Here is a 15,993-nt window from a genome sequence, read left to right on the forward strand (position 1 = left end):
AGCTTTAACTATAAGATTTTATAGTAAATAAAAATATAATTTATACACATTCATGTAGCCTTAAATTTACTTGGAATTTTTTAAACGTGAATGGGCAATAATTAAAAAAATGATTCCAATTGTTGCAAGAAAAATCAATTTAGGAATCACAACATTTAAAGGAACACCCATTTGATTAAGCTGTACAAACATTTGTACACCGTGTGTAGAAGGTAAGCACCAAGCAAACCACTGTAACCATTCAGGCATGGCATGGTGAGGCCATGCTGCACCAGTTAATAAGAAAAGCGGAACTGAACTAAATACAATGATATGTCCGGCACGTTCAGGCATGTCTAAAAGTGAGCCAATCAACATGCCTAATCCAATTACACAACTAATAAAAATCGGAACCGCGACGAGTAAACCAATAAAATTACCACCATGTGGATAGTCGTTGAACCACAAGGTAAAACCAAAAAGGTAAAAACTGCTTAAACAACCAATAGTAAACAGGCTAGCAAAAATTCCAGCAAAGCGAATGGAGGTAATTTTTTCATGCTTTTCGCGGTAGCTTGCAATTAGCATGGCTAAGCCTAATACAATCGTTTGATGAATAATGAGCGTTGCAACTGCTGGAAAAATATAGCTTCCATAACCTGAAAGAGGGTTAAATAAAGGAACCTGATGAATAGAAAGCGCTGGTTGGAAATGTGTACGCTCTCCAAATTTTTCAACATATTCTTTTAATGTGGCCTCAATAGATGTGGCAAGACCTAGGCCAATTTCTTTTGTTTTTAAAAAGTTGGTTGTACTTAAGTATAAGCCAATTCCACCAGTTTCTCCGCGGCGTAGGCTCTGTGTTAAGTTGTTGGGCAAAAGTAAAATACCATCTGCTTTTTGCTCGCGAACCATTTGTTCGGCTTCGAGAAAATTAGCAGTGACATCAACAATTTTAACGTGCGGACTATTGCTTGTTTGTCCAATAATTTGAGAGCTTAAAAGACTCTGTTCCTCATCAACAATGACAATTGGAATTGATTCGGCATGTTCAGCTTTATAGGCAGTTGGATAAAAAAAGCTATAAAGAATGACTGATAAAATCAGTGTCGTGAAAACCGAACTGTTACTAACAATATCTTTAAATGTTTGTCCGTAAGCCTTTAAGAATTCTTTCATTGTGCTGTCCCCCGAACTAATTTTTTAAGCAGCAGGGAACTCAAAATGAAATAAATAAGGCAGTAGCCAATCAGTATTAAAAAGGGCATCACTGAAATAAAAAGTGGACTTCCAATCACCCATTGTTCGGTTTGGAGCTTTGCATAAGGTGTATATGGAATTATTAAAGACCAAAATTTAGTGAAAATCGGTGCATTATTTAAAGGCAGAGTAACCCCTGCAAAACTTAGAGAAGACCCGCCATATACCGCAATAAAACCAAAAGTTTTACTTAAATTTTTGGTCGCCAGAATGACGGTGCTACTAATGAGTGCATAAGCAAAATAAAGCAAGAACTGGGCAACTAATAAGAAACTGAGCGAACCTGCGACAAACCAACCTCGAATCTCAACGAGCCAAAACATCCATAGCCAAGTCCAGAGACAAAAAATAAAGCTATAAAGTAAATTTTTAGCCAGTAAGCCGCGAATAAAATTTTCACGGTTTACCCACTGGGTTAATGTGCCGCGTTTAAGTTCTTGTCCAATGGCAAATGCCACACAACAACAGAGTAATAGATGCAAAACAGCAGGAACCATGAAAGGTTCTAAATAAAATTCATAGCTCATGCTTGGGTTATAGAGCGTTGAAATTTTAACGTGTGCTGTAGGAACATCTAAATAGGGGATATTATTTGCTAAATAACTCTGACCTGCATAGTCTGCTAAAGCATTGAGCGTACTGACCAACATGGCAGAGGAAATCGTATTTCCTACGCTAAAAAAAGATTGGTTAAATGCAATGCTGATTTGAGCATCCTGAGCTTTCACAAAACGTTTTTCGGCACCATCCGGAATAAAAACATACCCCCAAATTTTGGTTTCATTGAGTAGTTTTTCAGCTTCGGTCGAGCTTGCCGTAATCGTTTTAACATCTACCGTATGATTTAACGAAAGATACTTTTCAATATTACGGCTCAGCTCACTTTGGTCCTGATCAATAATGGCAATGGGTAAATGTTCAGCTTTACCTGCATAAAACATGCTGCTAAACAAAAAAATGATAAAAGCAGGGATGAGTGTCACCATACACAAATCCCATTTATTGCTTCTTAGATAGTTTAGTTCACGTAATATACTGGCAAACATGCTTTATTTTTCTTCTTTAATTTTAAATAGAACACTCATGCCAACCTTTAAGTCTTTGACAGGACGCTCAGGCACCAGATGTAATTTAAAGCTACGAATATCATAACCGCCAGTCTGACGAGTGGTTTTAATCGTGGCAAATTCACCTTCTGCATCAATATTTTTTATTTTAAATAACACGGTTTGATTCAGCGCAGGAATGAATCCTTCTAGTGTTTTGTTTTTATAAACAGAAGCATATTGATTTTCACCGACATTTAAACTCACCCACAAATCATCATCTTCTAAAATGCTGACAACAGGTACACCCATCGCAACCAGTTCGGAAGGCTTACCATAAGTTTTGGAAACTGTACCCGAAATAGGAGCGAGTAAACGGGTTTCTGCTTCAAGTGCTTGGGCTTCACTGACTGCTGCTTTGGCAATATCAACTTGAGCATCTGCCGTAGATTTTTGTTGGCTGGTACTTCCGCGCTTTGCTCGAGCATATTGTTGATAAGAGGCTTCACTTAACTCTTGAGCAGAAGTTTGTGCTGCTAACATCTCATCTCGTCTTTGACGTGAAATGACACCTTGTCTATATAAGTTTTCACCACGTTGATAAGTGGTTTTTGCAAGGTTTGCTTGAGCTTTCGTACTTTGCCAATTGGCATAAAGAGTATCGATATTTTCCTGTTGGGAACCTCGGTCTACAGTCGATTGAAATGCTAAAGCCGATTGTAAGGTTGCTAAAGCTTGTTGTTTTTTAGCTTCTATTTCTGGGCTGACTAAACGAACAAGAGGTTGTCCTTTAGAAACTTTTTGGCCCTCTTGGACATAAATTTCTTCAATACGACTTGGTACTTTAGTGCTGACGTGAAGAGTTTCAGCCTCAACTCTACCTTGTAACTCAATAGGCTTGGGTTGATAGCTTTTCCATAAACCGAAAATGATCAAACCCAACAAAGCAATAATGACCACACCAATAACTAGTTTAATTTTCGAATTTTTAGGTGGTTGCGTATCACTTTTATTCGATTTTACTTCTTGAGCATTGTCGGTTTGATTACTCTGTTGATTTTGACCTGTTTGCTCTGTATCCGTAACAGGTGAATCTTGCTGAGAAGAAGATGATTCTTGATTCATTTTATGCCCCTATTAACGGATATAGTCAGTGTGTGGTTGAGTTACATAAGCTTTAAACTGGTCCATAGAACCATGGCTTTGCAATAAGGTTGCAAGTGACATGACATATTTATATGCATTTAAAGCCATTTCTGTTTTTAGAGCACTTAATGCATTTTGTGCATCAATGACTTGGGTGGCTGTTCCCATACCTTCACGGAAAGACAGTTCCTGAATACGTAAGTTTTCTTGAGCTGCACTGATGTTTCGTTGTAATAAGGTATGACTTTGCTGTGCTGAATTAAGCTCGTTATATGACTTATTTAATAACCCTTCAATTTCCTGTTTCGTTCGTTCAGTCATGAGTTCTGAAGCATAGCGTTTTAACTCGGCAGCATGAATATTCTTATTTTTATCTACACCCGAAAAAAGGTTGTACTTTGCCATCACACCTACAATCCAGTTTTCCTTTTCATCGAGTGAATATTCACCAAAAGCAAATAGACTTGGTTTCTTTGCTGCTTGTTGAGCTTGAATATTTGTATTAGCTAATTGAGTATCTAACTGCATTTTTTGTACAAGGCTCGATTTTTGAGCGTAACTACTTAGCAATGCTTCTAAAGATTGGCTACGAATTGTATTTACAAACAGAGGCGTACTTAAATCAGGATTACTTTGCTGATGCAGAAGATTGTTTAAACTAAATTGACTGGCATTCAGATTTGCTTGTGCATTCTGTAAAGTTCGCTCTGCATTATTACGGGCAACTTCAAATTGCATGCGTTGTCCTTTACTAATAAAACCTTGCTGTTCGAGTTTTAGTGCATTGCTGTAATGTTTTTGCATTGCATTAAAGTTAAATAAACTACTTGCGACCAGTTGTTGTTGTAATTGCACATTAAAATAACTTTGTACGACTTCAAACCGCTGAATATCTTGTTGTTGTTGGCTTGAAAGTTGAGCGCGCTGGGCCTGAATGTTGGCTATCTTTTTGGCACTAGTGGTTAAGCCCCCTGTGTAGAGTGGCATCACAACTGAAATAGACGGACGTACGACCTGATCTTCTACAGTTAAATTGGCGTAGTCAGGAAAACGATTTATACCGTCATGGATGATTTGGTTTGAACCTTCCTGAACTTGTCCCAAAACATCGGATGGAATGACATTGTTCCACTGTGAAAGCTTATCATTGAGTCCTTGGCTTAAATCATTCTCAAGCTTTTGTTTAAAAGCACCCAGCGGCACATCGGTTTCACTGTGAAATGCGTATGCTCGAACGTTTAAATCAACTCTGGGTAACCCTAAACCTTTGACTGCTTCAGCTTCTAATTGAGAGGCTTGTTGTAAGGCTTGGTTGGCTTGAGTGCTATATGAGCTTTTTAAAGCTTGTTGTTCTGCTTCAGCATAACTTAAGCTTTGTGCATAAATAGGCGTTGCAATAAATACTCCCAATACCAACGCAAGGTAATTGGGTTTAAAGAAAAAAGGGCGTATTGACTGTCGATACTCATGTGTTGGCATTTTATATAACAATTTTTGATCATCCCTTATAGTTTAAATTTCTTGTTATTAAATTCAATTATCATATTGTTTATTATACAATTGTATAAAAGCACAAAATGATTTTGAGTTTATTTTGCGTGATGGAAAATCATACAGCAAGTTTTTATATATTCAGCACAGTATGGGAAACTCTATTCACAAGTCAAGTTGAACTTTATTTAGTAAAACTTATAAAAAAATAAGTGAAAGCAAACAAATAAATAAAATAGTTATTGAAAAAATAAACCTAAATACGCCCTAGCATTGAAATATTTACTAGAGAAGCTGCTGCAAGCTTAAGCAATCTGTGGTTAAATGCCTTTTTTTATTGTGTTTCACTTTACAAGGGAAAAATCATGCGCGCGTACAATTTCTGTGCTGGTCCTGCTGCATTACCTACTGCCGTTTTAGAAAAAGCTCAACAAGAATTGTTGGATTGGCAAGGTAAAGGTCTATCCATCATGGAAATGAGTCACCGTAGTGCTGACTATGTTGCGGTAGCCGAAAAAGCTGAAGCAGACTTGCGTAAGCTTATGAATATTCCTGAAAACTATAAAGTGCTGTTTTTACAAGGTGGCGCGTCATTACAATTTTCAGCAATTCCTTTAAATCTGCTTGGTAAAAATAACAAAGCAGATTATATCCATACAGGAATTTGGTCTGAAAAAGCGTTAAAAGAAGCAAAACGCTATGGCGACATTAATGCTGTAGAAGCAGGCATTAAAGTAGATGGTAAGTTCGCAATTTCTGATCAAAGCGAATGGAACTTATCTGATGATGCTGCTTATGTTCATTATGCAGATAATGAAACAATTGGCGGATTACAGTTTGCAGGTATTCCTGATGTTAAAGCACCACTTGTTTGTGACTATTCATCAAGTATTTTATCTGCTCCATTAGATGTGACCAAGTTTGGTTTAATCTATGCAGGCGCACAAAAAAATATTGGTCCTGCTGGTTTAACAATCGTTATTATTCGTGATGACTTACTTGATCAAGCTAAGCCAGAAATTCCAAGCATTTTAAAATATGGTGACCAAGCGAAAAATGGTTCTATGGTAAATACACCATCGACTTATGCTTGGTACTTGTCTGGTTTGGTATTTGAATGGTTACTAGAGCAGGGTGGGGTAGACGCTATTCATAAAGTTAACCTTGAAAAAGCTCAGTTACTTTATGGTTATATCGATTCAAGCGATTTTTATAATAATCCGATTGCTATTCCAAACCGTTCAATTATGAATGTACCATTCACTTTGGCAGATGAAGCTTTAGAAAAGCAATTCTTGAAAGAAGCTGAAGAAAATCATTTATTGAACTTGGCAGGCCACCGCTCAGTAGGTGGTATGCGTGCAAGTATTTATAACGCAGTTCCATTAGAAGGCGTTCAAGCGCTTATTCGCTTTATGGATGATTTTGCTAAACGTAATGGTTAAGTAAATCAAATAATAAAGCCCTCGAAAGAGGGCTTTATTTATTGTGCAATTTATTCATTAAAAAGGGACGAAACCAAATTGATGGATCATCATTGCGGCTAAGAACATACCTAAAACAAAAAAGCAAAACGCACCAGTATCGACCCTTATACGTGGGTTACTAGTTTGAATGAGGCTGGTGGTTTGTTCAGGTATAATCTTCATTCAATAGCCTAATTTTTAAAATATTAGTGAAATTCAATTAGTTTCATTATTTTTAGCATAAATATTCGCCTGAATCCAGATATTACCGCGAATATATTCACCAATATTAAAGTTTTTGTACAAATCATTTTGGGTCGCAATGCGCACTAATATGGCAGGAAGATCATCTTCCAAAACTAAAGTGACATCATAAAGAGTATATTCTGCACCCATAAATGTCATTGAAGTTTTACCGACAATATTACCTTGGAACCAAGCTTCGTCTTCCTGACCAAGATTTTCTCCATATAAATATGCAACCATTTTTGAAAAATCAACCGCTACAGGTTCTTGATCTTCCTTAGTTTTTGGCTGCCATTCATTAATGAGTTCTTGTAGGTTTTCAGGTGCAATTCCATTATGTTCAGTTAAAATTGCATTTAGTGCACGGTGATGCTTAATTGATGCCGGATCATCTACAACAATGGTTTCACCAGCAGGGACTGATTCTAATTCATAAGCCCATGCATTAAATTGAACTTGGTAAGTTTGGGTTTTGTCATATTGACAACGATTAACACTAAATAAATTATCAAATGCATAAACAGTCGTATTTTTATTTAATCTTAAACTTAATACTGCCTGAGTTGCTGAGTCACAAGTAATGATGCGCTCAATTTGCGCATTATATTGATAAGGACTTTCAAAACTAGGGAATGCTGTTTTCAAAGCACGAGGTTTTTGATTTTCAACCGCAATAATTTGGTTAATAGTGACATTTTGCCCTTGAGGACCTTGAATCAGCCAGAAAGATTGATCCATTTCATCTTCATTTTGGCATAAACCCATTGGCATTACAGGAGCATCAAGCGCCAGTCCAAGCCATTTTGGTACATCTGTCTCTGGATGGGAGGTCAGTAGATTCCAATGCTCTCCATGACTACCAAAATTTTGGTCGTTTACCGTAATAACTTCTGGACTGTTTTGATTTTTCATAAGTACGATTGATGTTGGGTTTATCTCACTTGTTATATTAAATCGAGGGTAATTGCTATTTTTCAAGTCAACATATGTAAATTCTCTTGTAAAAGCACATATTTACTTATTAAAAAGCCCTTTAATAGGGAAAATCACTCATTTTTAAGAGCGAATATGACTGACTGTTAAGGTATTGTTAAAATTAAATTTAGAAAACAAGTTTTATATTTAGCGCTATTCTCTAGTGAAATGCATCTGTTAGACTTAGATTTTTAGTGGAAATAGAGAATAACGTGCTGCCATTTAAGCTGTGGGTAGACGCAGATGCATTACCTAAAATTTTGCGTGAAGTCATTTTACGAGCTTCAGATCGTTATCAGTTAGAAGTGATTTTTGTAGCCAATCAAAATGTTGGAATTACCCCGTCGGTACGTATTAAATCAATACAGGTTTTAAGTGGAGCCGATCAGGCCGATCAGGAAATTGTAGATCGTATGTCTGAAAATGACATTGTCATTACGCAAGATATTCCGCTTGCTGCTCAAGTTATTGAAAAGGGCGGTATTGCGATTCATCCACGTGGTGAAATTTATACCACTGCAAATGTTAAGGCTCGTTTGCACTTACGTGATTTTATGGATACGCTCCGCGGTGCAGGAGTCCAGACGGGTGGCCCACCTCCAATTTCAGAACGAGATAAACGTGAATTTTCGAGTGCGCTCGATCAAACAATTTTAAAGCAAAAACGTAAAACAGCTTAGTGAGCCTCTTATGCCATCCCAGACCAACTTGGCTTCAACTTATGTCTTGCTTGTATTTATTTGGGCAACGACACCTTTAGCCATTGTATGGAGCGTGTCTGACTTACATGTCATGTGGGCCTTACTCTTACGTTTTTATATTGCTTTACCTCTTTCGGTTATTGTTTTACTTGTTCTAAGAACTTCCTTTCCTATTCATAAACAAGCTCTCCATAGTTATTTTGCAGGGTCTTTTAGCTTAATTGGCTCTCAAATTTTTACCTATGCTGCGACCCAATATTTAAGTTCAGGCATGATCGCTTTGATGTTTGGTCTGGCGCCTATTATGGCGGGTTTAATTGGACGTTTTGGATTTGGGCAGCATCTTTATAAATTGCAGTGGCTCGGTATGGCGATTGCTGTTTGTGGCCTCGCAATTATTTGCTTAAATGGATCAGGTCAGCATGTGCATCCATTTGGCATTGTCCTTATGTTGATCAGTGTTTTTGTTTATTCATTTTCTATTTTTTGGGTAAAAAAGGTGAATGCCCAAGTTCAGCCCATGGCTCAGGCAACAGGTTCAATCTTGGTTTCATCACTTTTGGCAAGCTGTCTTATTCCATTTATTTGGCAATATGCGCCGAGCCACTTACCGCAAGCTAAATCTTTATTTGCATTAATTTATACAGTTCTGATGGCCTCACTTGTGGCTATGTTCTGTTATTTCAAACTTGTACAAAATATCAAAGCAACCACTTTATCGCTTACAACTGTGATTACGCCTATGTTAGCTATGGTGATTGGTGCTGTTTTAAACCATGAACATCTTTCAATGATGGTTTTTGTGGGGGCATTTATTATCTTGTTTGGTCTATTCCTGTATTTCTATAAAGACATTCAGGCAAACCGGAACTTTGCTCAACATATGAAGTCTAAATAGGAGAGGATTTGGGTAATTTGTTGAGCTTATTCATTAAATTGTTCTAATTCGTAGCTAAACGCATGATCAAATTGATCTCATATCTTAAGTAGTAGAAAATAGCGCAGCAATATAATATTAGGATTGTTAAGGATAGGTCAGAACTTACTGATTTTTAAACCTTAATACAGCATCTAACGATATGGCCAAATAAGAAGTGTAGATCACACTTCTCTATTTTCCATCAATCACCTTGGATTTAGAAGGTATGTTTAAACCAATCTCACTGTATATAGGGTTGAGATATACTCGCGCACGGCGCAGTAATCATTTTATTTCTTTTATTGCATTGGTTTCGATGGTCGGTTTGACACTTGGTGTCGCTGTACTGATCACGGTACTTTCTGTAATGAACGGTTTTGACCGCGAATTGAAAAATCGTGTTTTGGGAATGGTACCGCAAGCGACAGTTTCATCGACGCAAATTCTTACGGATTGGCCTGAGTTGGTTAAACGAGTTGAAAATCATCCCCATGTGACTGGAGTTGCACCTTTTACCCAATTGCAAGGTATGTTAACTGCTCAAGGGCAAGTGGCTGGTATTATGGTAACGGGTATTGACCCTAAATATGAAAAGAATGTCTCTATCATTCAAAATCATATTGTTGCCGGTAGCCTCGACTCACTTAAAAAGGGTGAATTTGGTATTGTGCTTGGTAAAGACATGGCCGATTCACTTGGTTTACGTCTAAATGACAGCGTGACATTGGTGTTACCAGAAGCAACGCCATCTCCAGCAGGTGTTGTCCCTCGTTTTAAACGCTTTAAAGTGGTTGGTATTTTCAGTGTAGGTGCTGAAGTGGACTCGATGGTCGGGTACATTGCTTTATATGATGCATCGACTTTATTGCGTTTACCTGATGGTGCTCAAGGCGTCCGTTTAAAAATGGATGATATCTTTGCTGCTCCTCAAGTTGCCGATGATATTGTGAAAAGCTTACCAAGCAATTTCTACGCAACGAATTGGACCTATACCCACGGTAATTTGTTTAATGCCATTCAAATGGAAAAAACATTAGTTGGCCTATTGCTCGTACTGATTATTGTGGTTGCTGCATTTAACATTGTCTCGTCTTTGGTCATGGTTGTAACCGACAAAAAATCGGACATTGCAATTTTGCGTACCTTAGGTGCGTCACCATCCATGATTACTAAAATCTTTATGGTACAAGGTACCGTGATTGGCGTGATTGGTACAGTTGCGGGTACTGTTTTAGGTGTAGTTTTGGCACTAACGATCAGCGATATTATTTCTTGGTTTAATAATGTGCTCGGACTTAATTTGTTCGATGCCTATTTTGTACATTACTTACCTTCTTACTTAAGATGGCAAGATGTCACAATTATCGTAATTGTTTCTTTACTCTTAAGTTTCTTGGCAACTATTTATCCGGCGCTTCGTGCAGCCAAAGTTCAACCTGCCGAGGCATTGCGTTATGAGTAAAGTCGTTTTAGAAGCAAAAGATATTTATAAGCATTTTGATGATGGTAAATCTAAGGTTGAAGTCATTAAAGGTCTTTCTTTACAGGTTGAAGCAGGGCAGTTTGTATCTATTGTAGGGGCGAGTGGTTCAGGTAAAAGTACTTTGTTACATGTACTTGGTGGCTTAGATCAGCCTACACAAGGACAAGTATTTTTAAATGGTCAACGCTTTGATAACTTAGGTGAAGCGGAACGTGGTTTTCAACGTAACCAGTATTTAGGTTTCGTTTATCAGTTTCACCACTTGTTGCCAGAGTTCAGTGCGCTTGAAAATGTAGCGATGCCTTTAATGCTTCGATCAGACAGCCAATATAAGTCGGTCAAGGCACAAGCTGAATATTTGCTAGATCGCGTTGGGCTATCTCATCGTATGGACCATAAACCAGGTGAGCTTTCAGGTGGTGAACGTCAACGTGTTGCTCTTGCTCGAGCATTGGTGACTAAGCCTGCGGTCGTTCTAGCTGATGAACCAACGGGTAATTTGGACCGTAAAACAGCTGTAGGTATTTTCGAGTTACTTACTGACTTGAAGAAAGAACTAAACATGGCAATGCTGATTGTGACCCATGATGAGCAATTAGCTCAAGCAGCAGACTCTATCTTGCATATGGAAGATGGTTTGTGGGTGAATGGTTCTTAAAAAATTGTCATTAAATCACATTGTTAAAGCCCACTCAGTTGGGCTTTAATTTTGCCCCTAAAATGATAATGACAAGATTTTGAATGTTTAAAATTATTCTATTGGGGTGGATTGGCGGTATTGCATTAATAGGTATTAATTTACCTTTAATTATGCAATATGGAGAAGTAGCTAAAGTTCTACTTTTACTTGCCTTTATTTTTTATCTTTTTAGACGCTCAGTATTCGTTGGCCGACCACTTTTAAAGGCTATTTATTGCCTGCTATGTACAACAAGTCTGTTTATTGTCGGGTATCAATATGCCGAGAATACGCTGATCGAACGCTTACAACAAAGAGAAACGGATTCAAAAAATTTAGATATTATTGTTTATATAAAGCAAATCAGTGAAGAAAAAGACAATAAAGTTCAACAAACTGCACAAGTATTAAACTTATCAAAAGAACCAGTAAATTGGCTATTGTATTTAAAAAATAATAATCAGGGTGTGTTGAAGGGCAGTCAAGAACTTGAATTAGGCCATTACTATCGACTATCTGGAAAAACAAAACCTGCTCATAGTTATGCCACAGCAGGAGCTTTTGATCAGGAAAGGTGGTTTGTTCAGCGAAATATCATGTCTGGTTTTATTGTTCAGCATATTGAGCTTTTAAGCCTTGATGAAATATATCGATTGGGATATCAACAGCATTTAAGAGAACAGCAGTCCTTTTTTAATAGATTTCATTTAAATATAGAAAAGCTTCGCTTAACTTTTAGGCACCTATTACACAATTCTTCATTACAGCAAAAGGGCCTACTTTTAGCTTTGCTGACTGGTGATGAAAGTCTTTTATCAGATGAAACTCAACTACAATTTAAACAATTAGGAATTGCTCACTTATTGGCGATTTCGGGTCCACATGTACTTATTTTTTCCATTATGTTGTCTTGGGTATGTCATCAACTCATTTGTCGTTATTACCCTCAAATTTATTTATGGAAACCGAAACAGGTTTTGATGGCTGTGCCATGCTGCTTCGGTGTTTTAATTTATACAGCTTTTGTGGGGTTTGAAATTCCTGCACTACGGACATTGTTGTCAGTCTTTATATTTATTTCTTTCCTAGTATTAAAACAACCCCTTAAACCATTTGCATTACTGGTATATAGCGCAAGTCTACTGTTGCTAATGGACCCGTTTAGTGTCCTTTCTGCAGGTTTTTGGCTGTCTTATGGGGCATGCTTTATTTTATTAAGAATTTACCAAACTATAGTGCAATTACCTGAGCAACATTTTTTAAGTCTGAGTTCAAAACTGATTTTTATGAGTAAGGTGTTAATTGAGTCTCAAGGCAAAATATTTATTGCATTGAGTCCTTTAACCTTACTGTTCTTTCAACAAATTTCTTGGGTTGCACCATTAACCAATATTATTGCTGTGCCTATTATTGGTGGTGTTATTGTCCCTTTAAATATCATGGCTGCTTGCGCATGGTTTGTAGTAAAACCATTTGGAAATATGCTTTTTCATTTCAATGATATTTTACTCAGTATCTTACTGAGTTGTTTGGACCTATTAGAAAAACTCTCTTTACCATTACAGGGTATAAGCTTGACGCCACTGGCTCTATTTGCAGTTAGTTTAGGTATTCTTATTTTATTTTTGCCTAAAGGAGCCTTGCCAAAAACGTGGGGATTACTCTGTTGCTTACCTCTCATTATAGTGAATAAAACGAACCAGCAAACTCAGCTTCATATTTTAGATGTTGGGCAGGGGCAGGCTATTTTCTTACAACATCCTGAACAAAACTGGCTAATTGATACAGGCGGCTCTTACGATGAAAAGATCTTTAGTATTGGTAAAAATGTTGTAGTCCCATTTTTACGCCAACAAAGTGTAAAACAATTAGATCGTGTTGTATTGTCTCATCTTGACCAAGATCATAGTGGCGCTTTTCCTGCCATTCAGCAGGAGATTCCTGTAAAGCAGGTTCTCTCAAATGAACAATCTTCAAATACTTTCAAGCAGTCATTTCAATATTGCCATCAAGGTCAACACTGGCAATATCCAGAGGTGGATATCCAAGTTTTATGGCCTAAACAAAAAGATTTAGTTTTTGTACCTTCTCAACAGAATCAATATTCCTGTGTGGTATATCTTCATTTCAAAGGAGTTAGTGATTATCAAAATTTTCTGATTATGGGAGATGCGGGCTGGGAAGCAGAATACGAGCTGTTAAAAGACTATCCAAGCTTAAAAGTAGATGTTTTGGTATTAGGGCATCATGGAAGCAAACACAGTTCGGCTTATGATTTTCTAGCAACCCTAAAACCAAAACTGGCAATTGCATCGGCAGGGTTTGATAACCGTTATGGCCATCCTAGCCAAGAGGTTATAAATCGTTTAAAAGCCCTTCATATCCCACTTAAAAGCACAGTAGAGCAAGGGGAGTTAAGTTTTGTTCTGGAAAATCACAAAATGGTTTTACATGACCGACGTTTTGAGCGGCTCTGGTTGCGTAGTGTTCTTTAAAGCTTCAGCTTTGAGTCTATTCACAGTTTTAATCGCTTCTGAAGGGTCAACATTATAAACATTATCTAAAGCTGGGTTTGCTTTAAAGCGTTTATAACTCCAGTGGTAATGTTCTGGATATTTATGAATGAGTTGCTCAATTGCTTGATGGATGACATACGTGCCATCGTCCGCAGAGCCTTCATAGATTTTCTTATCCATAGGTTCAATATGCATGGTAAAGCCGTCATTTTCATTACGGATTGCATAAAGAAATAAAGCTTTCGCTTTAGTTTTTTGGATGAGCTTGGCACTTAAATTACTTGAAGCAAGTGGAACACCAAAATAGTTCACCATATCTCCGCCAACGTTCGGAGTATGATCTGGCAAAATTACTGTAGTTTCACCTTGCTTAAGTGCTTTAAAAATTTGTCTTACGCCAGTTTCATCGGTTGGGACGAGATTCGCCTGTTCACGGCTGCGAGCTTCTCGTACAAAACGGTCAGCATCATCATTTTTGACTGGTTTATATAAAATGGTCATTGATGTGAACTGGGCACACCATGCATTCATCACTTCCCATGTACCAAAATGAGGAACAATGAGTACAACACCTTTCTTCGCTGCTAAAGCATCATGAAAATATTGTTCGCCTTCTATACGATGAATACGAGCAATATTTTCTTGGTTCGATGAACCCCAAATACTTAAAAACTCAAAATATGAGGTTAATTCATTACGTATAGCCTTTTCTGTAATTGCTATACGTTGTTGTGGTGTTAGGTGGGGCAGAGCAATTCTTAAGTTAAGTTCTATACTTTTTGAGGTTTTAGTAATTTTTAAGGTATTTACAAGACCAGCCAATAGACGAGCAATAGAGCGCCCAAATTGAATAGGTAGTCGGCTAAATGTTTTGAGTAATTGATAGTTCATGCTTTTTGAATCTGGTCTAGTCATCTATAGCAGTAAGGTAAGGAGGGAACAACAAATAAAAAAGACAAAAATATTATAAATGAAATCATATTATTTAGACAGTTTTTATCAAATCAACGTATATAATGACATCATTTCGATTGATTTGGATTGGAATTTTATGTCCGATTGGCCACCAAAACCACAAAATGAACCTATAACCCCTAAACAGAACGGACCAGAATGGCAAATCCTTGAGAAAGCTGTAATGGCTTCTGTAGAAGAACAACGCCGTAGTCGTCGCTGGGGTATATTCTTTAAAACACTTACTTTTATTTATCTATTATTTATTGTTGTGTTAATGGGCAAGGGTTGCTCAACCAGCAAAGAAGGCTCAGCAGCAAGTAGTAGCAGTGCTCATCTGGCTGTAGTTGATATTGTTGGAACCATTGATGCTTCAAGTAATCAAGCAGTAAATAGTGAAGATACGAATAAAGCGCTTAAACGTGCTTTTGAAGCTTCAAATAGTAAAGCAATTGCACTTAATATTAATTCTCCTGGCGGTTCTCCTGTTCAGTCGGATGAAATTTGGCAAGAAATTCGCTATTTGAAAAAAGAACATCCTGACAAGAAAGTCTATGCAGTAATTGGTGATATGGGTGCTTCTGGTGCTTATTATATTGCTTCTGCTGCTGATGAAATTATTGTGAATCCATCAAGTTTGGTCGGTTCAATTGGTGTCATTATGCCGAACTATGGCATTACTGGTTTAGCTCAAAAACTCGGAATTGAAGACCGTACTTTGACAGCGGGCACTAATAAAGACATTTTAAGTATGACAAAACCGATCAATCCTGTACAAAGAGAGCACATTCAGTCTGTACTCGATAATGTCCATACTCATTTTATTAATGCAGTGAAAGAAGGACGCGGGAAACGCTTAAAATCGAATGACCCTGCTATTTTCTCTGGTCTTTTCTGGACTGGTGAACAAGCAATCCAGTTAGGTGTTGCTGACCGCTCAGGTAACATTACAAGCTTGATGCGTGAACTGAAGCTTGATAATAAAGTTGACTACACGATTGAACGTAACCCACTACAATCTATTCTCGGTCGAATGGGTGCAGAAATGGGTAAAGGCTTAAGTGAGTCGGTTGCTCAACGTTTAGAGACGAGTCAAAACGCCAAGTTACAATAATTTAAATCAGGATAACGG

At 37.5% G+C, this 15,993-nt stretch carries 14 protein-coding genes and 1 pseudogene; 7 read left to right on the forward strand and 8 right to left on the reverse strand.

Going from position 1 to position 15,993, the window contains the following annotated elements; translation table 11 throughout:
- Nucleotides 1–66 precede the first annotated feature (66 nt).
- Genes AC1PJ9_RS09475 through AC1PJ9_RS09490 form a run of 4 tightly spaced genes read right to left on the reverse strand, consistent with a single transcriptional unit; the run spans nt 67 to nt 4,910 of the window.
- On the reverse strand, nt 67–1,158 hold the full coding sequence (locus AC1PJ9_RS09475) for an A1S_2622 family ABC transporter permease subunit (protein WP_311086760.1): 1,092 nt from the start codon (nt 1,156–1,158) through the stop codon (nt 67–69).
- Complete coding sequence (locus tag AC1PJ9_RS09480) at nt 1,155–2,285, reverse strand: ABC transporter permease (protein WP_311086761.1); 1,131 nt, start codon at nt 2,283–2,285, stop codon at nt 1,155–1,157. Before AC1PJ9_RS09480 ends, AC1PJ9_RS09475 begins: the two co-directional genes overlap by 4 nt.
- Before the next feature lie 3 nt (nt 2,286–2,288).
- Complete coding sequence (locus tag AC1PJ9_RS09485; protein ID WP_311086762.1) at nt 2,289–3,410, reverse strand: HlyD family secretion protein; 1,122 nt, start codon at nt 3,408–3,410, stop codon at nt 2,289–2,291.
- A gap of 12 nt (nt 3,411–3,422) precedes the next feature.
- Complete coding sequence (locus AC1PJ9_RS09490; protein ID WP_311086763.1) at nt 3,423–4,910, reverse strand: TolC family protein; 1,488 nt, start codon at nt 4,908–4,910, stop codon at nt 3,423–3,425.
- A gap of 377 nt (nt 4,911–5,287) precedes the next feature.
- Here AC1PJ9_RS09490 and serC point away from each other — a divergent pair, with 377 nt between their 5' ends.
- Nucleotides 5,288–6,367 (forward strand): 3-phosphoserine/phosphohydroxythreonine transaminase, encoded by a 1,080-nt coding sequence (gene serC, locus AC1PJ9_RS09495; protein WP_311086764.1) that lies wholly within the window; start codon nt 5,288–5,290, stop codon nt 6,365–6,367.
- 57 nt (nt 6,368–6,424) lie between these two features.
- On the opposite strand, the gene AC1PJ9_RS09500 is transcribed toward serC, so the two are convergent.
- Complete coding sequence (locus AC1PJ9_RS09500) at nt 6,425–6,571, reverse strand: hypothetical protein (protein ID WP_019457296.1); 147 nt, start codon at nt 6,569–6,571, stop codon at nt 6,425–6,427.
- Nucleotides 6,572–6,604: 33 nt separating this feature from the next.
- Complete coding sequence (locus AC1PJ9_RS09505) at nt 6,605–7,546, reverse strand: hypothetical protein (protein ID WP_311086765.1); 942 nt, start codon at nt 7,544–7,546, stop codon at nt 6,605–6,607.
- Nucleotides 7,547–7,803: 257 nt separating this feature from the next.
- On the opposite strand from AC1PJ9_RS09505, the gene AC1PJ9_RS09510 reads away from it, so the two are divergent.
- Together AC1PJ9_RS09510 and AC1PJ9_RS09515 are read left to right on the forward strand one after the other, a co-directional pair.
- Complete coding sequence (locus tag AC1PJ9_RS09510) at nt 7,804–8,289, forward strand: YaiI/YqxD family protein (RefSeq protein WP_079377047.1); 486 nt, start codon at nt 7,804–7,806, stop codon at nt 8,287–8,289.
- A gap of 10 nt (nt 8,290–8,299) precedes the next feature.
- Entirely contained in the window at nt 8,300–9,208 is a 909-nt protein-coding gene (locus tag AC1PJ9_RS09515) for a DMT family transporter (RefSeq protein ID WP_311086766.1), read from the forward strand.
- A 29-nt stretch (nt 9,209–9,237) separates the two neighbouring features.
- Here the strand turns inward: AC1PJ9_RS09515 and AC1PJ9_RS09520 are convergent.
- Nucleotides 9,238–9,318, reverse strand: a pseudogene (locus AC1PJ9_RS09520) (PilZ domain-containing protein); the annotation flags it as partial.
- Nucleotides 9,319–9,455: 137 nt separating this feature from the next.
- Here AC1PJ9_RS09520 and AC1PJ9_RS09525 point away from each other — a divergent pair.
- The 3 genes from AC1PJ9_RS09525 to AC1PJ9_RS09535 all read left to right on the forward strand — a co-directional run bounded on the left by AC1PJ9_RS09525 (nt 9,456) and on the right by AC1PJ9_RS09535 (nt 13,886).
- A complete protein-coding gene (locus AC1PJ9_RS09525) occupies nt 9,456–10,691 on the forward strand; it encodes a lipoprotein-releasing ABC transporter permease subunit (protein ID WP_311086767.1) in 1,236 nt (411 codons plus the stop codon).
- The gene (gene lolD / locus AC1PJ9_RS09530; protein ID WP_311086768.1) at nt 10,684–11,370 is read left to right on the forward strand and encodes a lipoprotein-releasing ABC transporter ATP-binding protein LolD; all 687 of its coding nucleotides are present in this window, start codon (nt 10,684–10,686) and stop codon (nt 11,368–11,370) included. The genes AC1PJ9_RS09525 and lolD overlap by 8 nt, the downstream gene beginning before the upstream one ends.
- Before the next feature lie 83 nt (nt 11,371–11,453).
- Nucleotides 11,454–13,886 carry a DNA internalization-related competence protein ComEC/Rec2 gene (locus AC1PJ9_RS09535; RefSeq protein ID WP_311086769.1) on the forward strand — a complete coding sequence of 811 codons (2,433 nt, stop codon included), beginning with the start codon at nt 11,454–11,456 and terminating at the stop codon, nt 13,884–13,886.
- On the opposite strand, the gene AC1PJ9_RS09540 is transcribed toward AC1PJ9_RS09535, so the two are convergent.
- On the reverse strand, nt 13,839–14,822 hold the full coding sequence (locus AC1PJ9_RS09540; RefSeq protein ID WP_311086770.1) for a lysophospholipid acyltransferase family protein: 984 nt from the start codon (nt 14,820–14,822) through the stop codon (nt 13,839–13,841). The two genes, AC1PJ9_RS09535 and AC1PJ9_RS09540, sit on opposite strands and share 48 nt — an antisense overlap.
- Nucleotides 14,823–14,958: 136 nt before the next feature.
- On the opposite strand from AC1PJ9_RS09540, the gene sppA reads away from it, so the two are divergent.
- Nucleotides 14,959–15,975, forward strand: a complete 1,017-nt coding sequence (gene sppA / locus AC1PJ9_RS09545) for a signal peptide peptidase SppA (RefSeq protein WP_233929962.1) — start codon at nt 14,959–14,961, stop codon at nt 15,973–15,975.
- Nucleotides 15,976–15,993: the final 18 nt, after the last annotated feature.

The organism is Acinetobacter sp. 70_2 (assembly GCF_056736115.1).